General features: G+C 51.3%; 14 protein-coding genes, 4 tRNA genes, 2 rRNA genes and 1 pseudogene. 3 read left to right on the forward strand and 18 right to left on the reverse strand.

The features are described 5' to 3' along the window. The first annotated feature begins 1 nt into the window (after position 1). Positions 2–772 (forward strand): thiazole synthase, encoded by a 771-nt coding sequence (gene thiG, locus WC5_RS16155; RefSeq protein WP_000944120.1) that lies wholly within the window; start codon positions 2–4, stop codon positions 770–772. Further along, positions 769–1,902 carry a 2-iminoacetate synthase ThiH gene (gene thiH, locus WC5_RS16150; RefSeq protein WP_000847480.1) on the forward strand — a complete coding sequence of 378 codons (1,134 nt, stop codon included), beginning with the start codon at positions 769–771 and terminating at the stop codon, positions 1,900–1,902. The genes thiG and thiH overlap by 4 nt, the downstream gene beginning before the upstream one ends. Positions 1,903–2,311: 409 nt before the next feature. Here thiH and yjaZ read toward each other — a convergent pair. The 14 genes and pseudogenes from yjaZ to WC5_RS16085 form a co-directional block, all read right to left on the reverse strand. Next, a pseudogene (yjaZ, locus tag WC5_RS25840) lies at positions 2,312–2,850 on the reverse strand (stationary phase growth adaptation protein YjaZ). Positions 2,851–3,062: 212 nt separating this feature from the next. Next, the gene (rpoC, locus tag WC5_RS16145; protein WP_000653937.1) at positions 3,063–7,286 is read right to left on the reverse strand and encodes a DNA-directed RNA polymerase subunit beta'; all 4,224 of its coding nucleotides are present in this window, start codon (positions 7,284–7,286) and stop codon (positions 3,063–3,065) included. A 76-nt stretch (positions 7,287–7,362) separates the two neighbouring features. After that, entirely contained in the window at positions 7,363–11,391 is a 4,029-nt protein-coding gene (gene rpoB / locus WC5_RS16140) for a DNA-directed RNA polymerase subunit beta (RefSeq protein WP_010351365.1), read from the reverse strand. A 319-nt stretch (positions 11,392–11,710) separates the two neighbouring features. After that, a complete protein-coding gene (gene rplL, locus WC5_RS16135) occupies positions 11,711–12,076 on the reverse strand; it encodes a 50S ribosomal protein L7/L12 (RefSeq protein WP_000028878.1) in 366 nt (121 codons plus the stop codon). Between the two features lie 66 nt (positions 12,077–12,142). Then, the gene (gene rplJ, locus WC5_RS16130) at positions 12,143–12,640 is read right to left on the reverse strand and encodes a 50S ribosomal protein L10 (protein ID WP_001207201.1); all 498 of its coding nucleotides are present in this window, start codon (positions 12,638–12,640) and stop codon (positions 12,143–12,145) included. Between the two features lie 291 nt (positions 12,641–12,931). Continuing rightward, positions 12,932–13,636, reverse strand: coding sequence for a 50S ribosomal protein L1 (gene rplA / locus WC5_RS16125; RefSeq protein ID WP_001096683.1), 705 nt, complete (start codon positions 13,634–13,636; stop codon positions 12,932–12,934). Between the two features lie 3 nt (positions 13,637–13,639). After that, complete coding sequence (gene rplK, locus WC5_RS16120) at positions 13,640–14,068, reverse strand: 50S ribosomal protein L11 (RefSeq protein WP_001085926.1); 429 nt, start codon at positions 14,066–14,068, stop codon at positions 13,640–13,642. A 158-nt stretch (positions 14,069–14,226) separates the two neighbouring features. Then, on the reverse strand, positions 14,227–14,772 hold the full coding sequence (gene nusG, locus WC5_RS16115; RefSeq protein ID WP_001287521.1) for a transcription termination/antitermination protein NusG: 546 nt from the start codon (positions 14,770–14,772) through the stop codon (positions 14,227–14,229). Between the two features lies 1 nt (position 14,773). Continuing rightward, complete coding sequence (gene secE / locus WC5_RS16110) at positions 14,774–15,157, reverse strand: preprotein translocase subunit SecE (RefSeq protein ID WP_001275702.1); 384 nt, start codon at positions 15,155–15,157, stop codon at positions 14,774–14,776. Between the two features lie 229 nt (positions 15,158–15,386). Then, positions 15,387–16,571, reverse strand: coding sequence for an elongation factor Tu (gene tuf / locus WC5_RS16105; RefSeq protein WP_000031784.1), 1,185 nt, complete (start codon positions 16,569–16,571; stop codon positions 15,387–15,389). A gap of 114 nt (positions 16,572–16,685) precedes the next feature. Then, positions 16,686–16,761, reverse strand: a tRNA-Thr gene (locus WC5_RS16100). Positions 16,762–16,767: 6 nt separating this feature from the next. Further along, positions 16,768–16,842: transfer RNA gene (locus tag WC5_RS16095), tRNA-Gly, on the reverse strand. A gap of 116 nt (positions 16,843–16,958) precedes the next feature. Beyond that, positions 16,959–17,043 (reverse strand) — tRNA-Tyr (locus WC5_RS16090). 8 nt (positions 17,044–17,051) lie between these two features. Then, positions 17,052–17,127: transfer RNA gene (locus WC5_RS16085), tRNA-Thr, on the reverse strand. 361 nt (positions 17,128–17,488) lie between these two features. On the opposite strand from WC5_RS16085, the gene coaA reads away from it, so the two are divergent. After that, on the forward strand, positions 17,489–18,439 hold the full coding sequence (gene coaA / locus WC5_RS16080; RefSeq protein ID WP_000023078.1) for a type I pantothenate kinase: 951 nt from the start codon (positions 17,489–17,491) through the stop codon (positions 18,437–18,439). A 28-nt stretch (positions 18,440–18,467) separates the two neighbouring features. On the opposite strand, the gene birA is transcribed toward coaA, so the two are convergent. The 4 genes from birA to WC5_RS23675 form a co-directional block, all read right to left on the reverse strand. Next, a complete protein-coding gene (gene birA, locus WC5_RS16075; RefSeq protein ID WP_000654637.1) occupies positions 18,468–19,433 on the reverse strand; it encodes a bifunctional biotin--[acetyl-CoA-carboxylase] ligase/biotin operon repressor BirA in 966 nt (321 codons plus the stop codon). Further along, positions 19,430–20,458, reverse strand: coding sequence for a UDP-N-acetylmuramate dehydrogenase (gene murB / locus WC5_RS16070; RefSeq protein WP_001016700.1), 1,029 nt, complete (start codon positions 20,456–20,458; stop codon positions 19,430–19,432). Before murB ends, birA begins: the two co-directional genes overlap by 4 nt. 134 nt (positions 20,459–20,592) lie before the next feature. Beyond that, a 5S ribosomal RNA gene (rrf, locus tag WC5_RS16065) occupies positions 20,593–20,708 on the reverse strand. 100 nt (positions 20,709–20,808) lie between these two features. Further along, a 23S ribosomal RNA gene (locus WC5_RS23675) occupies positions 20,809–23,170 on the reverse strand.

Raw genomic sequence — 23,170 nt, forward strand, 5'->3', positions numbered from 1 at the left:
GATGTTACGTATCGCGGACAAAACGTTTGATTCACATCTGTTTACCGGCACCGGGAAATTCTCCTCTTCACAACTGATGGTGGAGGCGATCCGCGCTTCCGGTAGTCAGCTGGTGACGCTGGCGATGAAACGCGTCGACTTGCGCCAGCACAATGACGCTATCCTCGATCCGCTTATCGCGGCGGGTGTGACACTGCTGCCGAATACTTCCGGGGCGAAAACGGCGGAAGAAGCTATCTTCGCCGCTCATCTGGCACGCGAAGCTCTGGGCACACACTGGCTGAAGCTGGAGATTCACCCTGACGCCCGCTGGCTGTTGCCCGATCCCATCGAAACCCTGAAAGCCGCCGAAACACTGGTACAACAGGGATTTGTTGTACTGCCTTACTGCGGTGCCGATCCGGTGTTGTGCAAACGTCTGGAAGAAGTGGGCTGTGCAGCGGTGATGCCGCTCGGCGCACCAATTGGCTCGAATCAGGGGCTGGAAACCCGTGCCATGCTGGAGATTATTATCCAGCAGGCCGCGGTTCCGGTGGTCGTTGATGCTGGCATCGGCGTTCCCAGCCATGCCGCGCAGGCGCTGGAAATGGGCGCCGATGCGGTGTTAGTGAATTCGGCAATTGCTGTCGCGGACGATCCCGTCAACATGGCGAAGGCATTTCGCCTGGCGGTAGAAGCGGGTCTGCTGGCACGTCAGGCCGGACCTGGCAGTCGCAGTCATTTTGCTCATGCCACCAGCCCACTGACCGGATTTCTGGAGGCATCGGCATGAAAACCTTCAGCGACCGCTGGCGGCAACTGGACTGGGACGACATCCGCCTGCGTATCAACAGCAAAACAGCAGCTGACGTAGAGCGGGCGCTGAGTGCCTCAAAACTCACCCGCGACGATATGATGGCGCTGCTATCGCCTGCCGCCAGTGACTACCTGGAACCACTGGCTCAACGGGCGCAGCGTCTGACTCGTCAGCGATTTGGCAACGTCGTCAGCTTCTACGTCCCGCTTTATCTTTCCAATCTTTGCGCTAACGACTGCACTTACTGCGGATTTTCCATGAGCAATCGCATCAAGCGCAAAACGCTGGATGAAGCAGATATCGTCAGAGAAAGCGCCGCTATTCGGGAAATGGGCTTTAAACATCTGTTGCTGGTCACTGGTGAACATCAGGCAAAAGTGGGAATGGATTACTTTCGCCGCCATCTCCCTGCCCTGCGTAAACAATTCTCCTCACTACAGATGGAAGTGCAACCGCTGGCAGAAGCGGAATACGTCGAGTTAAAACAGCTTGGTCTGGATGGGGTGATGGTTTATCAGGAGACGTATCACGAGGCGACATACGCCCGTCATCATCTGAAAGGGAAAAAACAGGACTTCTTCTGGCGGCTGGAAACACCGGATCGGCTGGGTCGCGCGGGGATTGATAAGATTGGCCTTGGCGCGCTAATCGGCCTTTCCGACAACTGGCGCGTTGACTGCTATATGGTTGCCGAGCATTTGCTATGGCTGCAACAGCATTACTGGCAAAGCCGCTACTCTGTCTCCTTCCCGCGCCTGCGCCCGTGTACTGGCGGGATTGAGCCAGCGTCGATTATGGATGAACGCCAGTTAGTGCAAACCATCTGCGCTTTCCGGCTGTTCGCGCCGGAGATTGAACTGTCACTCTCCACGCGAGAATCACCGTGGTTTCGCGATCGCGTTATTCCGCTGGCAATCAATAACGTCAGCGCCTTCTCGAAAACGCAGCCAGGTGGCTATGCCGACAATCACCCCGAACTGGAACAATTCTCACCGCACGACGATCGCAGACCAGAAGCTGTGGCCGCCGCGTTAACCGCTCAGGGTTTGCAGCCGGTATGGAAAGACTGGGACAGCTATCTGGGACGCGACTCGCAAAGGCGATGAGACGGAATGTAAGAACGCAAATTTATTCCGAGCCACTACGGAAGATGAAAAACGCAAGGTTGTTGAACGTCTTTCGTTTTTTTATGGTAGTGCTGTCAGCAGGAATGTTGTCCAGGGCGAAAAGCTTCTTCCTCGTTTCGCCCTGCCTTTCTTAAAAATTTCACAATGGAAAGTCTGGAGTCACTACCTGTTGAACAATGAAAGAGATCTGATTGTAAGAGAGTAAATACTCGACTATGATACAGACGAAAATAAGAACACATGTTCTCATCTTCCTGGATGCAGCAGACTGAAGAAATTCAGACATCCCGCAACCTGCGACTATCGCAAGGTCAAGGCAAAGTCCGGTAATAGCGTTCTGAATACCAGAGATGATTCTCTGGCGAAACCCACCTTAAGGTGGGTTTTGTTATTTTGAAGGCTGAGGAAGCGACTTATTTCTTAATAGGTTGTAGGCGATGGTAAAAAATTTCACTGCTTTACCTTTCTGTTTTTCAGAAATGGGATAAGCACTAGTTACATGCAAGCGGATTTTTTCTTTTCTCTAAAAACCCTGAACGCAACAAAGTAAAATTTCTTTTCTCCTCCCTCTAACTCCACTTCAATCACGGCATAACTACCATACCCGGCATGAATAACTTTGCCTTCTGGCAGCGCCAAAATAGCTCTTTTTAAGTGCATACGCGCTAAGTTATTGCGATGCTGGCAGAAGGGGCGAGATTCTTTAGGCGCATAATACATTAACGATAGTTTTTCTTCGTTCGTCTGATGTTCATAATCTTTTGTGAAACAGTGAAGAGAGTAGGTAACCCAAAAGCGATACTCTAAAGGCTCTTTGCCCTCATGATGTTGAACTTAGACGGCCTGATGAGCATCAAGAAACGATAAATCACGAACGTTACCATCCGGATGTTCAAAAGGCCGCCACTTCTCTACTTCCTGTTTCATTCTCGTTCCTTAAGAAAGTTACACGGGAATAGTATCGAATCCTTGCCAACTTTGACTCAATTAGTTCAGTCAGTTTCAGGATGTTAGCCAGCTTTACATTTATTATGAGCATCCAGAAATTCGTTAAATATTCTGATAAATGGTCTTTTCCTGAATCGCCCCCATAAAAAAACCCGCCGAAGCGGGTTTTTACGTTATTTGCGGATTAACGATTACTCGTTATCAGAACCGCCCAGACCTGCGTTCAGCAGTTCTGCCAGGCTGGCAGACGCGTCTTCTGCAGTCACCTGCGGTGCAGCCGGAGCTTCACCCGCAGCACGGCGGCGCATACGATCCTGGTGATACGCATAACCCGTACCTGCCGGGATCAGACGACCCACGATAACGTTCTCTTTCAGACCGCGCAGTTCATCGCGTTTGCCCGCAACAGCTGCTTCGGTCAGTACGCGAGTGGTCTCCTGGAACGATGCCGCAGAGATGAACGACTCGGTTGCCAGAGACGCTTTGGTGATACCCAGCAGATCGCGGGCATAAGTTGCACCCACTTTGCCGTTCGCTTCCAGTTCGCGGTTTGCGATCTTGACGCGAGAGTATTCAACCTGTTCACCTTCCAGGAAGTCGGAGCTACCCGCGTTAACGATGGTGGCTTTACGCAGCATCTGACGAACGATAACTTCGATGTGTTTATCGTTAATCTTAACGCCCTGCAGACGGTATACGTCCTGTACTTCGTTAACGATGTAACGAGTCACAGCATGAACACCACGCAGACGCAGAATGTCGTGCGGCGCTTCCGGACCATCGGAAATGACGTCACCACGTTCTACACGTTCACCTTCGAACACGTTGAGCTGACGCCATTTCGGAATCATCTCTTCGTAAGGTTCGCTGCCGTCTACCGGAGTGATAACCAGACGACGTTTACCTTTGGTTTCTTTACCGAAGGAAACGACACCGCTGATTTCAGCCAGGATTGCCGGCTCTTTCGGACGACGTGCTTCGAACAGATCCGCAACGCGCGGCAGACCACCGGTGATGTCCTTAGTACCGCCAGATTCCTGCGGAATACGCGCCAGGGTGTCACCAGAGCTGATCTGTACGCCATCTTCCAGCTGAACAATCGCTTTACCCGGCAGGAAGTACTGCGCAGGCATATCAGTACCAGGGATCAGAACGTCGTTACCCTGAGCATCAACGATTTTCAGTGCCGGACGCAGATCTTTACCACCTGCGGTACGTTCTGCGGAATCCAGAACTACCAGCGAAGACAGACCGGTCAGTTCGTCGGTCTGACGAGTAATGGTCTGACCGTCAATCATATCGGTGAAGCGAACAAAACCGCTTACTTCAGTGATAACCGGCATGGTATGCGGGTCCCAGTTTGCAACGGTTTCGCCGCCTGCAACCTGTTCGCCATCACCTTTCGCCAGTACCGCACCGTAAGGTACTTTGTAGCTTTCTTTGGTACGACCAAATTCGTCGATCAGTTTCAGTTCGGTGTTACGGGAAGTGATAACCAGTTTACCGCTGGAGTTCACAACCGACTTCACGTTGCTGAGCTTGATGCTACCTTTGTTTTTCACCTGGATGCTGGATTCAGCAGCCGCACGGGACGCCGCACCACCGATGTGGAACGTACGCATGGTCAGCTGTGTACCCGGTTCACCGATGGACTGTGCCGCGATAACACCGATTGCTTCACCTTTGTTGATGATGTGGCCACGCGCCAGGTCACGACCGTAGCAGTGCGCACATACACCAAAGTCGGTGTCACAGGATACAACAGAACGTACTTTAACCGCGTCGACAGAGTTCTCTTCCAGCAGGTCACACCACTGTTCGTGCAGCAGCGTGTTGCGTGGAACGAGGATATCGGCAGTACCCGGCTTCAGAACGTCTTCTGCAGTTACACGACCCAGTACGCGATCGCGCAGCGGCTCTTTAACGTCGCCACCCTCGATAACCGGAGTCATCATGATACCTTCATGAGTACCACAATCGTCTTCGGTAACCACCAGGTCCTGCGCCACGTCAACCAGACGACGAGTCAGGTAACCGGAGTTCGCAGTTTTCAGTGCGGTATCCGCCAGACCTTTACGAGCACCGTGGGTGGAGATGAAGTACTGGAGTACGTTCAGACCTTCACGGAAGTTCGCGGTGATTGGCGTTTCGATGATGGAGCCATCCGGCTTCGCCATCAGACCACGCATACCCGCAAGCTGACGAATCTGTGCCGCAGAACCACGCGCACCGGAGTCGGCCATCATGTAGATGCTGTTGAAGGAAACCTGCTTCTCTTCCTGACCGTCACGGTTGATAACAGTTTCAGTTTGCAGGTTATCCATCATCGCTTTGGATACACGATCGTTCGCCGCAGCCCAGATATCGATAACTTTGTTGTAGCGTTCGCCCGCAGTTACCAGACCAGACTGGAACTGCTCCTGAATTTCAGCAACTTCTGCTTCTGCCTCGGAGATGATTTCGTGTTTCTTCTCCGGGATGACCATGTCATCGATACCAACCGATGCACCGGAACGCGCTGCATATGCAAAGCCGGTGTACATGATCTGGTCCGCAAAAATAACGGTCGGTTTCAGGCCGAGAATGCGGTAGCAGGTGTTCAGCATTTTGGAGATTGCTTTTTTACCCAGCGCCTGGTTGACGATGGAGTAAGGCAGACCTTTCGGTACAATCATCCACAGAATGGCACGGCCAACGGTCGTGTCCTTCAGGCTGGTTTTCGCTACTAATTCACCGTTAGCATCTTTTTCGTATTCAGTGATACGCACTTTGACGCGCGCATGCAGAGAGGCCAGGCCAGCGCGATAAATACGCTCAGCTTCTTTCGGGCCAGTCAGCACCATGCCTTCGCCTTTGGCGTTAACACAGTCACGGGTCATGTAGTACAGACCCAGTACAACGTCCTGAGACGGAACGATGATTGGTTCGCCGTTCGCCGGGGACAGGATGTTGTTGGTAGACATCATCAGCGCACGCGCTTCCAGCTGGGCTTCCAGCGTCAGCGGTACGTGAACAGCCATCTGGTCACCATCGAAGTCGGCGTTATATGCCGCACAAACCAGCGGGTGCAGCTGGATAGCTTTACCTTCGATCAGTACCGGTTCAAATGCCTGGATACCCAGACGGTGCAGGGTCGGTGCACGGTTCAGCAGTACCGGGTGTTCGCGGATAACTTCGTCCAGGATATCCCAAACGACAGCTTCTTCGCGCTCAACCATTTTCTTAGCGGCTTTGATGGTGGTAGCGAGGCCACGCAGTTCCAGCTTGCCGTAGATGAACGGTTTGAACAGCTCCAGTGCCATTTTCTTCGGCAGACCGCACTGATGCAGACGCAGGTATGGACCTACGGTGATTACAGAACGACCGGAGTAGTCAACACGCTTACCGAGCAGGTTCTGACGGAAACGACCCTGTTTACCTTTGATCATGTCGGCCAAAGATTTCAGAGGACGCTTGTTAGAACCGGTGATTGCACGACCGCGACGACCGTTATCCAGCAGGGCATCTACCGCTTCCTGCAGCATACGTTTTTCGTTACGTACGATGATGTCCGGCGCAGCCAGATCCAGCAGACGTTTCAGACGGTTGTTACGGTTAATGACGCGACGATACAGATCGTTCAGGTCAGAAGTCGCGAAACGACCACCATCCAGTGGAACCAGCGGACGCAGATCTGGCGGCAGAACCGGCAGAACGGTCAGGATCATCCACTCTGGCTTGTTGCCAGACTGTACGAACGCTTCCAGCAGTTTGATACGCTTGGTCAGCTTTTTACGTTTGGTTTCGGAGTTAGTTTCGTTCAGCTCTTCACGCAGCTGCTCGCACTCTTGCTCCAGATCCATGCTCTTCAGCAGGGCCTGGATTGCTTCCGCACCCATTTTCGCGTCGAATTCGTCACCGAACTCTTCCAGCGCGTCCAGATACTGCTCTTCAGTCAGGATCTGCTGGCGTTCCAGGTTGGTCATACCGCCTTCGATAACCACATAGGATTCGAAGTACAGCACGCGTTCGATATCGCGCAGCGGCATATCCAGCAGCAGGCCGATACGGGACGGCAGCGATTTCAGGAACCAGATGTGCGCAGTCGGAGAAGCCAGTTCGATGTGGCCCATACGCTCACGGCGTACTTTGGTCTGGGTCACTTCAACGCCGCACTTCTCACAGATAACGCCACGGTGTTTCAGGCGCTTGTACTTACCGCACAGGCACTCGTAGTCTTTTACCGGCCCAAAGATACGGGCGCAGAAAAGGCCGTCACGCTCAGGTTTGAACGTACGGTAGTTAATGGTTTCCGGCTTTTTAACTTCACCGAAAGACCATGAACGGATCATGTCTGGCGATGCCAGAGCAATTTTGATCGCATCAAACTCTTCGGTTTTAGTCTGCGCTTTCAGAAACTTTAATAAATCTTTCACGGATTTGCTCCCGTCGGAGTTAGCACAATCCGCTGCCGGGTTTTACCCCGACAGCAGTGACCTGTTTGAGCGAGAATTACTCGTCTTCCAGTTCGATGTTGATACCCAGCGAACGAATCTCTTTCAACAATACGTTGAAGGATTCTGGCATGCCCGGCTCCATCTGATGGTTGCCGTCCACGATGTTCTTATACATCTTGGTACGACCGTTCACATCATCAGACTTAACGGTGAGCATTTCCTGCAGAGTGTATGCCGCGCCGTATGCTTCCAGCGCCCACACTTCCATCTCCCCGAAACGCTGACCACCGAACTGTGCCTTACCACCCAGCGGCTGCTGAGTAACCAGACTGTAAGAACCAGTGGAACGCGCGTGCATCTTATCGTCGACCAGGTGGTTCAGTTTCAGCATGTACATGTAACCTACGGTTACCGGACGTTCGAACTGTTCACCAGTGCGGCCGTCGTACAGGCGGATCTGACCAGAAGTCGGCAGGTCGCCAAGTTTCAGCAGCTCTTTAATTTCTGCTTCTTTCGCACCGTCGAATACCGGCGTTGCGATTGGCATACCTTTGCGCAGGTTTTCAGCCAGACGCATAACTTCTTCATCGCTGAAGGTACTCAGGTCAACTTTCTGGCGAACGTCAGCGCCCAGATCGTACGCACGCTGGATGAATTCGCGCAGTTTCGCGACTTCTTGCTGCTGTTTCAGCATGGCGTTGATCTTATCGCCGATACCTTTCGCAGCCATACCCAGGTGGGTTTCCAGAATCTGACCGATGTTCATACGAGACGGTACGCCCAGCGGGTTCAGTACGATGTCTACCGGTGTACCGTTTTCATCGTAAGGCATATCTTCGATCGGGTTGATCTTAGAAATTACACCCTTGTTACCGTGACGACCTGCCATCTTGTCACCAGGCTGGATACGACGTTTAACCGCCAGATATACCTTAACAATCTTCAGCACGCCCGGTGCCAGATCGTCGCCCTGGGTGATTTTGCGGCGTTTCGCTTCGAGTTTCTTCTCGAACTCGTGTTTCAGTTCGTCATACTGCTCAGCCAGCTGTTCCAGCTGATTTTGTTTCTCTTCGTCGGTCAGGCCCAGCTCCAGCCAGCGATCGCGCGGCAGTTTGTCGAGCTTCTCAGCTTCAACGCCACCGGCTACCAGCACAGCACGGATACGGCTGAACAGACCCGCTTCGAGGATCTGCAGTTCTTCAGACAGGTCTTTCTTCGCCTGTTTGAGCTGCATTTCTTCGATTTCCAGCGCACGTTTGTCTTTTTCTACGCCATCGCGAGTAAAGACCTGAACGTCAATAACCGTACCGGATACACCGTTTGGTACGCGCAGAGAAGAGTCTTTAACGTCAGACGCTTTCTCACCGAAGATCGCACGCAGCAGCTTCTCTTCTGGGGTCAGCTGGGTTTCGCCCTTCGGCGTTACCTTACCAACCAGAATGTCGCCACCGGTCACTTCCGCACCAATGTAAACGATACCGGATTCATCCAGTTTGGAGAGCGCAGCTTCACCCACGTTCGGGATGTCAGCGGTGATCTCTTCCGGCCCCAGCTTGGTGTCACGGGACACACACGCCAGTTCCTGAATGTGGATGGTGGTGAAACGGTCTTCCTGAACAACACGCTCGGATACGAGGATGGAGTCTTCGAAGTTGTAACCATTCCACGGCATGAACGCTACGCGCATGTTCTGACCAAGCGCCAGTTCACCGAGGTCGGTGGACGGACCGTCTGCCAGCACGTCGCCACGTTCTACCGGTTCACCCAGAGACACACACGGCATCTGGTTGATACAGGTGTTCTGGTTAGAACGGGTGTATTTGGTCAGGTTGTAGATATCGATACCAGCTTCGCCTGGATACATCTCGTCTTCGTTAACTTTGATAACGATACGGGAAGCATCCACGTACTGAACGACACCACCACGTTTAGCAACCGCAGTTACACCGGAGTCAACGGCAACAGCACGTTCCATACCAGTACCAACCAGCGGCTTATCAGCGCGCAGAGTCGGAACGGCCTGACGTTGCATGTTCGCACCCATCAATGCACGGTTGGCGTCATCGTGTTCAAGGAACGGGATCAGGGACGCACCGACGGATACCACCTGCTGGGTGGATACGTCCATGTAGTCAACCTGGTCACGGCTGAACAAGCTGGATTCGCCTTTGCTACGGCAAGTTACCAGGTCTTCTACGAAGTGGCCTTCTTCATCCAGGTTGGAGTTCGCCTGGGCGATAACGTAGTTACCTTCTTCGATAGCAGACAGGTAGTGAATTTCGTCAGTTACAACACCGTCGGTCACTTTACGATACGGAGTCTCAAGGAAGCCGTATTCGTTAGTCTGTGCGTACACGGACAGGGAGTTGATCAGACCGATGTTCGGACCTTCAGGGGTTTCGATTGGACATACGCGACCGTAGTGAGTCGGGTGTACGTCTCGAACTTCGAAGCCTGCACGTTCACGGGTCAGACCGCCTGGGCCGAGTGCAGAGATACGACGTTTGTGCGTAATCTCAGACAGCGGGTTGTTCTGGTCCATAAACTGAGACAGCTGGCTGGAACCGAAGAACTCTTTCACTGCTGCGGAAATCGGCTTGGCGTTGATCATGTCCTGAGGCATCAGGGTATCCAGATCGCCCAGAGACAGACGCTCTTTCACCGCACGCTCTACACGTACCAGGCCAACGCGGAACTGGTTTTCCGCCATTTCGCCAACGGAACGGATACGACGGTTGCCGAGGTGGTCGATATCATCGACTTCGCCTTTACCGTTACGGATATCGATGAGCTTTTTCATAACATCAATGATGTCGTCTTTGCTCAGGATACCGGAACCTTCGATTTCTTCGCGCAGCAGAGAACGGTTGAACTTCATACGACCAACCGCAGACAAGTCATAGCGGTCTTCGGAGAAGAACAGGTTCTCGAACAGACTTTCAGCTGCTTCACGAGTCGGCGGCTCGCCAGGGCGCATCATGCGGTAGATTTCTACCAGTGAGCTCAGACGGTCGTTAGTTGGGTCGACACGTAAGGTTTCAGAGATATATGGGCCGTGATCCAGATCGTTGGTGAACAGCGTTTCGATACGCTTGTGACCAGACTGGCTCAGCTTAGCCAGCAGATCCAGGCTCAGCTCCATGTTCGCTGCGCAGATCAGCTCGCCGGTAGACTCATCAATATAGTCTTTAGCAACCACTTTACCTGCGATGTACTCAACCGGGACTTCGATCAGTTTGACGTCGTCTTTTTCCAGCTGGCGAATGTGGCGCGCAGTGATACGGCGGCCTTTTTCTACGTACACTTTACCGTTAGCTTCGATGTCAAAAGATGCGGTTTCACCACGCAGGCGTTCCGGCACCAGTTCCATCTGCAGCTTGTTATCACGGATTTCAAAAATAACTTTTTCAAAGAACAGGTCGAGGATCTGCTCTGTGGTGTAGTTCAGGGCGCGCAGAATGATGGTCGCAGGCAGTTTACGGCGACGGTCGATACGTACGAACAGGTTGTCCTTCGGATCGAATTCGAAGTCCAGCCAGGAACCACGGTAAGGGATGATGCGCGCGTTATACAGCACTTTACCCGAAGAGTGGGTTTTACCTTTGTCGGAGTCAAAAAAGACACCCGGACTACGGTGCAGCTGGGAAACGATAACACGCTCAGTACCGTTGATAACAAAGGTACCGTTGTCCGTCATGAGCGGAATTTCGCCCATGTAGACTTCTTGTTCTTTAATGTCTTTTACGGTGCCTTCCGGCGCTTCGCGCTCATAGATCACCAGACGCAGTTTAACGCGCAGCGGTGCGGAATAGGTCACGCCACGGATTTGACATTCCTGGACGTCAAACACCGGTTCGCCAAGGCGGTAGCTGACGTATTGCAGCTCGGAATTACCGCTGTAGCTCTGAATCGGGAATACGGAACGGAAAGCAGCTTCCAGACCATACTGCCCTTCAGGATCTTGCTCGATAAATTTCTGAAACGAGTCAAGCTGGATAGAAAGGAGATAAGGTACATCCAGAACTTGTGGACGTTTACCAAAATCCTTACGAATACGTTTTTTCTCGGTATAGGAGTAAACCATAGGGTTCCTCAGCTCGCTGACAAGTCGACCCATCTGTCCATTGAGCGGACAGTTTGTGCAACACTATTTTGTTGACCGGAAAATGGAACACTTTCCGCAATGCCTGTTGCTATCACGCTTAAACCATTTCATTGCGATTTACACAGAACGGGTGTCCTGTCGCAGTATATTAAGTCGTCGATAGAAACAAGCATTGAAAGGCACAGCAGTAGTCAAACAGTGTGAAACGCTACTGGCGCCTTACAGCGCAAAAAGGCTGGTGACTAAAAAGTCACCAGCCATCAGCCTGATTTCTCAGGCTGCAACCGGAAGGGTTGGCTTATTTAACTTCAACTTCAGCGCCAGCTTCTTCCAGAGCTTTTTTCAGTGCTTCAGCGTCATCTTTGCTCACGCCTTCTTTCAGAGCAGCTGGAGCAGATTCTACCAGGTCTTTAGCTTCTTTCAGACCCAGGCCAGTTGCGCCACGTACTGCTTTGATAACAGCAACTTTGTTAGCGCCAGCAGCTTTCAGAATTACGTCGAATTCAGTTTTTTCTTCAGCAGCTTCAACCGGGCCAGCAGCTACAGCTACAGCAGCAGCAGCGGAAACACCGAATTTTTCTTCCATTGCAGAGATCAGTTCTACAACGTCCATTACAGACATAGCTGCAACTGCTTCAATGATTTGATCTTTAGTGATAGACATTTAAATTGTTCCTGAATATCAGAATAAGTTTATACGTAAGCGAATGCGTTAAAAAGATAACTGCGATTAAGCAGCTTCTTTCGCATCGCGTACAGCAGCCAGAGTACGAACCAGTTTGCCAGCCGAAGCTTCTTTCATGGTTGCCATCAGGCGTGCAATTGCTTCTTCGTAGGTCGGCAGAGTTGCCAGGCGGTCGATCTGAGACGCCGGGATCAGCTCACCTTCAAAGGCAGCGGCTTTGACCTCAAATTTTGCATTCGCTTTCGCGAACTCTTTGAACAGACGAGCTGCAGCGCCCGGGTGTTCCATAGAGTATGCAATCAGGGTCGGACCAACAAACGCGTCTTTCAGGCACTCGAACGGAGTACCTTCAACAGCACGACGCAGCAGGGTGTTACGAACAACACGCATGTATACGCCAGCTTCGCGACCTGCTTTACGCAGTTCAGTCATTTTATCTACAGTCACGCCACGGGAATCCGCAACCACTGCAGACAGCGCGCCTTTGGCTACTTCGCTGACTTCAGCAACAATCGCTTGTTTGTCTTGAAGATTTAAAGCCATTAGCTTTGCTCCTGGATGTTTGCCAGAGAAAATCTCTGGAACTCACTTCACTCCTCCAAATGGAGAGAGCGTCTTAATTACGGTGAGCAGAAACAAGCCAGAATATAAAAGAATAATCTTAGCGTTCTGTCACCGTCTACGCAGGGGATTAAGTTTCTTGCGAAACTCCTGCGGTCTTCGACGGAGGCCTGGATAGGCCAGGCTCCAACGAACAAATCTTTTTAGCTGCTAACTTTCGTTAGCATACGTGGGGGTAAGATTGTAGACAAAATCACCGCCCACGTAAAGGCATTAGTTTGCAGAAGCGCTCAGGCCAGCCTGGTCAACTGCAACACCTGCACCCATGGTGGTGGAGATGCTAACTTTCTTGATGTACACGCCTTTCGCCTGAGTCGGTTTTGCTTTTTTCAGCGCAACCAGCAGAGCTTCCAGGTTTTCTTTCAGTTTGTCAGCGTCAAAGTCCACTTTACCGATGGTGGTGTGGATGATGCCGTTTTTGTCGTTACGGTAACGAACCTGGCCAGCTTTAGCGTTTTTAACCGCTTCAGCAACGTTCGGAGTTACAGTACCCACTTTCGGGTTTGGCATCAGGCCGCGCGGCCCCAGAACCTGGCCCAGTTGGCCAACAACGCGCATTGCATCCGGAGAAGCAATAACAACGTCAAAGTTCATTTCGCCTTTCTTGATCTGGTCAGCCAGATCTTCCATACCTACCAGTTCAGCGCCTGCAGCTTTAGCAGCTTCAGCGTTTGCGCCCTGGGTAAATACAGCTACGCGAACGGAACGGCCAGTACCGTGCGGCAGTACAGTTGCACCACGTACGTTCTGGTCAGATTTACGAGCGTCGATGCCGAGGTTAACAGCAACGTCCACGCTTTCTACGAATTTAGCAGTCGCCAGCTCTTTCAGCAGAGCGATAGCTTCGTTGATGTCATACTGTTTGGTCGCATCAACTTTCTCGCGGATAACACGCATGCGCTTGGTCAGTTTAGCCATTTCTTAGTCCTCCACTACCAGGCCCATGGAACGTGCAGTACCTTCGATGGAGCGAGTCATCGCTTCAATGTCGGCACCAGTCATGTCGGCAGCTTTGGTCTGCGCGATTTCCTGCAGCTGAGCGCGGGAAATTTTACCCACTTTGTCTTTGTTCGGCTTACCGGAACCAGACTTGATACCAGCCGCTTTTTTCAGCAGAACTGCTGCCGGCGGAGTCTTGGTAACGAAAGTGAAAGAACGGTCAGCGTAAACAGTGATAACTACCGGAATCGGCAGACCTTTTTCGATGGAATCAGTTTTTGCGTTGAACGCTTTGCAGAATTCCATGATGTTTACGCCCTGCTGACCCAGAGCCGGACCTACTGGCGGACTCGGGTTAGCCATACCAGCTGCAACCTGCAGCTTGACATAGGCTTGTACTTTCTTAGCCATTATAAATTCCTCAAGTTGGGTAATAACGCCTCTGAGAGGCTCCCCGTGATATAAAAAATAGTTTTACGGGCAAGGCCCATAAAAACAAAAGGCGCGAAATTGTATTCCAATCTCACGCCTTGTGCAACGATTTAATCGCCGCTTTTTTGATCGCTAGATTAGGCTTTTTCAACCTGGCTGAAGTCCAGCTCTACCGGGGTCGCACGACCGAAGATAGAAACAGAGACTTTCAGACGAGACTTCTCGTAATCCACCTCTTCAACGACGCCGTTGAAGTCAGCGAACGGACCATCATTAACACGAACCATTTCACCCGGCTCAAACAGCGTTTTCGGACGCGGCTTATCACCAACCTGCTGCAGGCGGTTCATAATCGCATCAACTTCTTTATCGCTGATTGGCGCAGGACGATCGGAAGTACCGCCGATGAAGCCCATCACACGCGGTACGCTGCGCACCAGGTGCCAGCTCGCGTCGTTCATCACCATCTGAACGAGGACGTAGCCAGGGAAGAATTTGCGTTCGCTTTTGCGACGCTGACCGCCACGGATCTCAACGACTTCTTCAGTCGGAACCATGACTTCGCCAAACAACTCTTCCATGTTGTGTAATTTGATATGCTCACGCAGCGACGTTGCTACGCGGCCTTCAAAACCGGAAAACGCCTGAACGACGTACCAGCGCTTTTTAGGAGCTTCAGACATCTCAGAACCTCAGGCCAGTGATAAAGGATACCAGGCGAACCAGAATACCATCCAGTCCCCACAGGATCAGTGACATTACTGCGGTAACCGCAGCCACAATCAGCGTGGTGTGCAATGTTTCCTGGCGAGTCGGCCAAATGACCTTACGGACTTCGGTACGCGCTTCACGGGCAAAAGCAACGGTTGCTTTACCTTTTGTCGTTAACAGCGCGACACCACCCGCTGCAGCAATCAGAATTACTACGGCCAGCGCACGCAGCGGCAGCATAATGTCGCGATAAAGGTAGTTGCCGACGATTGCCACCAGGAGCAATGCCACCACAACGACCCACTTCATCGCTTCCAGGCCGCGCCCGCTTCCTTGAGCTTCGGTATTCGCACTCATAAACCAACCTGTCAGAAGTATTCTACAAACATTTTCACCCCGCGATAGCGAGGCAAACCAAATCGAAACGCGTATTCGCTTTTCGGATTATACGCCCTCAACAGAGCCTGTCTCAGCAATGATTATGACAAAGAAAATCACTGATGAGCCAGGTTCTGGTACGAAAGCGTGCAAAAAGGGCATCAAATGATGCCCTTTTATTGCGCATTGCGTCAAATGTTATCGGCAATTAGCTCAGAACTTTAGCTACAACGCCCGCGCCAACGGTACGGCCGCCTTCACGGATTGCGAAACGCAGACCATCGTCCATCGCGATCGGGTGGATCAGGGTAACAACCATTTTGATGTTGTCGCCCGGCATTACCATCTCTACGCCTTCCGGCAGTTCGATGGTACCAGTCACGTCAGTAGTACGGAAGTAGAACTGCGGACGGTAGCCTTTGAAGAACGGAGTATGACGGCCGCCTTCATCTTTGGACAGAATGTACACTTCAGATTCGAACTTGGTGTGCGGCTTGATGGTGCCCGGCTTAGCCAGTACCTGACCACGTTCGATTTCTTCACGTTTGATACCACGCAGCAGAACACCTACGTTCTCACCAGCACGGCCTTCGTCCAGCAGTTTGCGGAACATTTCAACGCCAGTACAGGTAGACTTCTGAGTCTCTTTGATACCAACGATTTCAACTTCTTCACCAACTTTGATGATACCGCGTTCTACACGACCGGTAACAACGGTACCACGACCGGAGATGGAGAATACGTCTTCGATCGGCAGCAGGAACGGCTTGTCAATCGCACGCTCTGGTTCCGGAATGTAAGAATCCAGGAAGCCAGCCAGTTCCAGGATTTTCGCTTCCCACTCTGCGTCGCCTTCCAGTGCTTTCAGAGCAGAACCACGAACGATCGGAGTGTCGTCGCCCGGGAAATCGTACTGAGACAGAAGTTCACGAACTTCCATTTCAACCAGTTCCAGCAGCTCTTCGTCATCAACCATGTCGCATTTGTTCAGGAACACGATGATGTACGGAACGCCTACCTGACGACCCAGCAGGATGTGCTCACGAGTCTGCGGCATCGGGCCGTCAGTCGCAGCAACAACCAGGATCGCGCCGTCCATCTGCGCAGCACCGGTGATCATGTTTTTAACATAGTCGGCGTGCCCCGGGCAGTCTACGTGTGCGTAGTGACGGGTCGGGGTGTCATATTCAACGTGAGAAGTGTTGATGGTGATACCACGAGCTTTTTCTTCCGGCGCGTTATCGATCTGGTCGAATGCGCGAGCAGCACCGCCGTAGGTTTTAGCCAGTACGGTAGTGATTGCAGCGGTCAGCGTTGTTTTACCATGGTCAACGTGGCCGATAGTACCGACGTTAACGTGCGGTTTTGTACGTTCAAACTTTTCTTTAGACATCGATTGTCCCTCTAAGACACGGATAAATCGGTGATATCACCACATCAACCAGGCAACATGCCCGACTTGTTGAATGCAATAAACAGAAGGAAAAAACAGGGAGGAGAAAAGAAGTGGTGCTGATAGGCAGATTCGAACTGCCGACCTCACCCTTACCAAGGGTGCGCTCTACCAACTGAGCTATATCAGCACATCTTGGAGCGGGCAGCGGGAATCGAACCCGCATCATCAGCTTGGAAGGCTGAGGTAATAGCCATTATACGATGCCCGCATCCTGGAACTCGGCTACCTGATTTTCATTCTGCACTGAATATCGAGAGAAGCTCTCTTTATTCGAGCCGGTAAGCGAACTTATCGTCTCGGGCTACGCCATCGCGTGGCCGAAATTGGTGGTGGGGGAAGGATTCGAACCTTCGAAGTCTGTGACGGCAGATTTACAGTCTGCTCCCTTTGGCCGCTCGGGAACCCCACCGGACTTGATGGTGCCGACTACCGGAATCGAACTGGTGACCTACTGATTACAAGTCAGTTGCTCTACCTACTGAGCTAAGTCGGCATCAAGTAGCGCGCATTCTATGGAGACATGCGAACTCATGCAACTAAAAAATTGCATAATTTGTTTTGTTGGCCATATTTTAAACAATGCGATGAAGAAACAGCCGAACAAAGAGCAGATTAGCACATTTTTTCGGCATCGTTCTGCTTAACAATGTTCGCCAGTTAAAACACCATTCTTTTTATCAGATGGAATATCTGTCACATTGCTTTTCACCGATAGCTTCCCGTAAGCGATTTTTTCTTATTATTCCTCCCCATCTGGTGTTACCCTCCTGCCCATTAACCCATTCAACAGAACTGTGACGCGCCATGGCAAATATCGCTTTGCCGATAAAGCTATGACCGTCAGAAACATGCTTATGAGTATAAAAGAGCAAACGTTAATGACGCCTTACCTACAGTTTGACCGCAACCAGTGGGCAGCTCTGCGTGATTCCGTACCGATGACGTTATCGGAAGATGAGATCGCCCGTCTCAAAGGTATAAATGAAGATCTCTCGTTAGAAGAAGTTGCCGAGATCTATTTACCTTTGTCGCGTTTGCTGAACTTCTATATAAGCTCGAATCTGCGCCGTCAGGCAGTTCTGGAACAGTTTCTTGGCACTAACGGACAACGCATTCCTTACATTATCAGTATCGCAGGCAGTGTAGCTGTGGGGAAAAGTACAACCGCCCGTGTATTACAGGCGCTTTTAAGCCGTTGGCCGGAACATCGCCGTGTTGAACTGATCACCACCGATGGTTTTCTTCATCCCAACAAAGTGCTTAAAGAACGCGGGCTGATGAAAAAGAAAGGCTTCCCGGAATCGTATGATATGCATCGTCTGGTGAAGTTTGTTTCCGATCTCAAATCGGGTGTACCAAACGTTACGGCACCGGTTTACTCGCATCTTATTTATGATGTAATCCCAAATGGTGATAAAACCGTTGTTCAGCCTGATATCCTAATTCTTGAAGGACTAAATGTCTTACAAAGTGGGATGGATTATCCGCACGACCCGCATCATGTATTTGTTTCTGATTTTGTCGATTTTTCGATATATGTTGATGCGCCTGAAGACTTACTTCAAACATGGTATATCAACCGCTTCCTGAAATTCCGCGAAGGGGCTTTTACAGACCCGGATTCCTATTTCCATAACTATGCGAAATTAACTAAGGAAGAAGCGATCAAAACCGCCATGACACTGTGGAAAGAGATCAACTGGCTGAACTTAAAGCAAAATATTCTACCCACTCGCGAGCGCGCCAGTTTAATCCTGACGAAGAGTGCTAATCATGCGGTAGAAGAAGTCAGACTACGCAAATAATTTGCAGGGGAGCTAATGCTCCCCTTTCTTATTTTTCTGCACTACGCAGGGATATTTCCCCCCCCATCCATGGTTTTATTATTCCATCCTGCTCAAGCAATAAAGCGCCCTGTTTGTCTATTCCGCGTGAAATACCAAATATTTCTTTATCACCAATGATAAGTTTCACTGGGCGATTAATAAAATTATCCAGCTTTTCCCAGCGCGAAAGATAAGGTGCCAATCCTTCTTGCTCGAAGAGTTCCAGCGCCGCGCGTAATTCACGTATTAGCATGGCCGCCAACGTATTACGATCGAGATTGATCCCCGCTTCCTGTAGCGTGATCCACCCCTGATTAACGACACTCTCTTCAACCCGACGCATTGCCATGTTGATTCCGGCGCCAATAACAATTTGTGCTGCATCGCCGGTTTTGCCAGTCAGCTCCACAAGAATGCCTGCCAGCTTGCGATCCTGCAGATAGAGGTCATTAGGCCATTTAACGCGAACTTTATCTGCACCCAGCTTGCGTAATACTTCCGCCATCACGATACCGATAACCAGACTTAAACCAATCGCCGCAGCCGGGCCCTGTTCCAGACGCCAGAACATCGACAAATATAAGTTTGCGCCAAAAGGCGAAAACCATTTCCGACCACGGCGACCACGGCCTGCCTGCTGATATTCTGCAACGCAGGCATCGCCCGATTTAAGCTCTCCGATACGGTCAAGGAGATACTGATTCGTGGAGTCAATAACTGGCAGCACGGCTACACTGCCGCCATCCAGCTGACTCAATATCTTTTCGGCATTAAGTAACTGAATGGGCTCAGGCAGGCTGTATCCTTTACCCGGAACGGTAAAGACCTCAACGCCCCAGTCACGCAGCGTCTGAATGTGTTTATTAATGGCCGCCCGGCTCATTCCTAACGTTTCACCTAGCTGCTCGCCAGAGTGAAATTCGCCATTCGCTAACAACGCGATTAATTTCAGTGGAACGGTATTATCCTTCATGAAATCGTCTCCACTGCGCTAACTTCACCTGATGCACCAATAAAGCGAACTTCGGGCTCAAGCCAGACATTAAATTTTTCACCAACTTTCTGTCTTACATGATGTGCCAGTTGCACGACATCTTCGCTTTTTGCATTGCCTTCATTGATGAGAACTAACGCCTGTTGACGGTGTACCGCAGCCCCACCAATTTGCGTCCCTTTTAGCTGACACTGATCGATGAGCCAGCCAGCAGCCAGTTTTACTGAACCATCCGCCTGAGGGTAATTCGGTGCCGTTGGAAATTGTGCCAACAACGCGTTAGCCGTTTCGGCAGATACAACAGGATTTTTGAAGAAACTACCGGCATTGCCGTTCACTTTTGGATCGGGAAGCTTTGTCGTTCTCATATGGCATACTGCATCAAATACTTGCAGTGGCGTTACTGTTGAAGGCTCCAGACGAGTTAAGTCACCGTAAGTCAGTACAGGTTGCCACTCTTTTGGCAGACGCAGACCTACGGCTACAATGGCGAAGCGATCTTGGTATTCATGTTTAAAAATACTGTCGCGATAGCCAAAACGGCACTCTTTGGCAGTTAAGCGCACTTGCTTGCCTGTCGCCAGTTCAACACAGTCAACATAAGCGCAAACTCGCTGTAATTCTACGCCATAAGCACCAATATTCTGGATAGGTGATGAGCCGACACAACCAGGAATTAATGCCAGATTTTCCAGACCGGGCATTCCTTGCTGCAAAGTGTATTTCACCAGATGATGCCAGTTTTCTCCTGCACCCACATGTAAATACCATGCATCAGGTTTATCATTAATTTCGATTCCTTTGATTCGGTTGATGATCACTGTTCCGCAGTAATCTTCCAGGAAAAGTACGTTGCTTCCTTCCCCCAGAATAAGAACAGGCTGTCCTTCTGCGGTCGCATGTTGCCAGGCATTGAGTAGTTGTTGTTCGTCTTCCGCACATACAATGTACTGAGCATTATGATCAATGCCAAAGGTGTTCCAGGGTTTTAAGGAGTGGTTCATAGCTGCTTTCCTGATGCAAAAACGAGGCTAGTTTACCGTATCTGCGGGGGGATGGCTTGTAGATATGACGACAGGAGAAGTTTTCACCAGCGCAAAAAGGCCATCCTTCCGGATGGCCTTTCGCTTTATCTGATGCCTGGCAGTTCCCTACTCTCGCATGGGGAGACCCCACACTACCATCGGCGCTACGGCGTTTCACTTCTGAGTTCGGCATGGGGTCAGGTGGGACCACCGCGCTACGGCCGCCAGGCAAATTCTGTTTTATCAACACGTCCTCTTCTGACCTGTCGATTTAATCTGTATCAGGCTGAAAATCTTCTCTCAATCCGCCAAAACACCTTCGGCGTTGTAAGGTTAAGCCTCACGGTTCATTAGTACCGGTTAGCTCAACGCATCGCTGCGCTTACACACCCGGCCTATCAACGTCGTCGTCTTCAACGTTCCTTCAGGACTCTCAAGGAGTCAGGGAGAACTCATCTCGGGGCAAGTTTCGTGCTTAGATGCTTTCAGCACTTATCTCTTCCGCATTTAGCTACCGGGCAGTGCCATTGGCATGACAACCCGAACACCAGTGATGCGTCCACTCCGGTCCTCTCGTACTAGGAGCAGCCCCCCTCAGTTCTCCAGCGCCCACGGCAGATAGGGACCGAACTGTCTCACGACGTTCTAAACCCAGCTCGCGTACCACTTTAAATGGCGAACAGCCATACCCTTGGGACCTACTTCAGCCCCAGGATGTGATGAGCCGACATCGAGGTGCCAAACACCGCCGTCGATATGAACTCTTGGGCGGTATCAGCCTGTTATCCCCGGAGTACCTTTTATCCGTTGAGCGATGGCCCTTCCATTCAGAACCACCGGATCACTATGACCTGCTTTCGCACCTGCTCGCGCCGTCACGCTCGCAGTCAAGCTGGCTTATGCCATTGCACTAACCTCCTGATGTCCGACCAGGATTAGCCAACCTTCGTGCTCCTCCGTTACTCTTTAGGAGGAGACCGCCCCAGTCAAACTACCCACCAGACACTGTCCGCAACCCGGATCACGGGTCCACGTTAGAACATCAAACATTAAAGGGTGGTATTTCAAGGTCGGCTCCACGCAGACTGGCGTCCACGCTTCAAAGCCTCCCACCTATCCTACACATCAAGGCTCAATGTTCAGTGTCAAGCTATAGTAAAGGTTCACGGGGTCTTTCCGTCTTGCCGCGGGTACACTGCATCTTCACAGCGAGTTCAATTTCACTGAGTCTCGGGTGGAGACAGCCTTGCCATCATTACGCCATTCGTGCAGGTCGGAACTTACCCGACAAGGAATTTCGCTACCTTAGGACCGTTATAGTTACGGCCGCCGTTTACCGGGGCTTCGATCAAGAGCTTCGCCTTGCGGCTGACCCCATCAATTAACCTTCCGGCACCGGGCAGGCGTCACACCGTATACGTCCACTTTCGTGTTTGCACAGTGCTGTGTTTTTAATAAACAGTTGCAGCCAGCTGGTATCTTCGACTGATTTCAGCTCCACGAGCAAGTCGCTTCACCTACATATCAGCGTGCCTTCTCCCGAAGTTACGGCACCATTTTGCCTAGTTCCTTCACCCGAGTTCTCTCAAGCGCCTTGGTATTCTCTACCTGACCACCTGTGTCGGTTTGGGGTACGATTTGATGTTACCTGATGCTTAGAGGCTTTTCCTGGAAGCAGGGCATTTGTTGCTTCAGCACCGTAGTGCCTCGTCATCACGCCTCAGCCTTGATTTTCCGGATTTGCCTGGAAAACCAGCCTACACGCTTAAACCGGGACAACCGTCGCCCGGCCAACATAGCCTTCTCCGTCCCCCCTTCGCAGTAACACCAAGTACAGGAATATTAACCTGTTTCCCATCGACTACGCCTTTCGGCCTCGCCTTAGGGGTCGACTCACCCTGCCCCGATTAACGTTGGACAGGAACCCTTGGTCTTCCGGCGAGCGGGCTTTTCACCCGCTTTATCGTTACTTATGTCAGCATTCGCACTTCTGATACCTCCAGCAACCCTCACAGGCCACCTTCACAGGCTTACAGAACGCTCCCCTACCCAACAACGCATAAGCGTCGCTGCCGCAGCTTCGGTGCATGGTTTAGCCCCGTTACATCTTCCGCGCAGGCCGACTCGACCAGTGAGCTATTACGCTTTCTTTAAATGATGGCTGCTTCTAAGCCAACATCCTGGCTGTCTGGGCCTTCCCACATCGTTTCCCACTTAACCATGACTTTGGGACCTTAGCTGGCGGTCTGGGTTGTTTCCCTCTTCACGACGGACGTTAGCACCCGCCGTGTGTCTCCCGTGATAACATTCTCCGGTATTCGCAGTTTGCATCGGGTTGGTAAGTCGGGATGACCCCCTTGCCGAAACAGTGCTCTACCCCCGGAGATGAATTCACGAGGCGCTACCTAAATAGCTTTCGGGGAGAACCAGCTATCTCCCGGTTTGATTGGCCTTTCACCCCCAGCCACAAGTCATCCGCTAATTTTTCAACATTAGTCGGTTCGGTCCTCCAGTTAGTGTTACCCAACCTTCAACCTGCCCATGGCTAGATCACCGGGTTTCGGGTCTATACCCTGCAACTTAACGCCCAGTTAAGACTCGGTTTCCCTTCGGCTCCCCTATTCGGTTAACCTTGCTACAGAATATAAGTCGCTGACCCATTATACAAAAGGTACGCAGTCACCCCATAAA

The organism is Escherichia sp. KTE114 (genome assembly GCF_000407765.1).
GTDB classification, from domain to species: domain Bacteria; phylum Pseudomonadota; class Gammaproteobacteria; order Enterobacterales; family Enterobacteriaceae; genus Escherichia; species Escherichia ruysiae.

Coding starts and splice junctions, on each gene's coding strand:
- secE (WP_001275702.1), bottom strand. CDS start 15,157: ATGAGTGCGAATACCGAAGCTCAAGGAAGCGGGCGCGGCCTGGAAGCG.
- thiH (WP_000847480.1), top strand. CDS start 769: ATGAAAACCTTCAGCGACCGCTGGCGGCAACTGGACTGGGACGACATC.
- tuf (WP_000031784.1), bottom strand. CDS start 16,571: ATGTCTAAAGAAAAGTTTGAACGTACAAAACCGCACGTTAACGTCGGT.
- rplL (WP_000028878.1), bottom strand. CDS start 12,076: ATGTCTATCACTAAAGATCAAATCATTGAAGCAGTTGCAGCTATGTCT.
- coaA (WP_000023078.1), top strand. CDS start 17,489: ATGAGTATAAAAGAGCAAACGTTAATGACGCCTTACCTACAGTTTGAC.
- nusG (WP_001287521.1), bottom strand. CDS start 14,772: ATGTCTGAAGCTCCTAAAAAGCGCTGGTACGTCGTTCAGGCGTTTTCC.
- rplJ (WP_001207201.1), bottom strand. CDS start 12,640: ATGGCTTTAAATCTTCAAGACAAACAAGCGATTGTTGCTGAAGTCAGC.
- rplA (WP_001096683.1), bottom strand. CDS start 13,636: ATGGCTAAACTGACCAAGCGCATGCGTGTTATCCGCGAGAAAGTTGAT.
- rpoB (WP_010351365.1), bottom strand. CDS start 11,391: ATGGTTTACTCCTATACCGAGAAAAAACGTATTCGTAAGGATTTTGGT.
- thiG (WP_000944120.1), top strand. CDS start 2: ATGTTACGTATCGCGGACAAAACGTTTGATTCACATCTGTTTACCGGC.
- murB (WP_001016700.1), bottom strand. CDS start 20,458: ATGAACCACTCCTTAAAACCCTGGAACACCTTTGGCATTGATCATAAT.
- birA (WP_000654637.1), bottom strand. CDS start 19,433: ATGAAGGATAATACCGTTCCACTGAAATTAATCGCGTTGTTAGCGAAT.
- rplK (WP_001085926.1), bottom strand. CDS start 14,068: ATGGCTAAGAAAGTACAAGCCTATGTCAAGCTGCAGGTTGCAGCTGGT.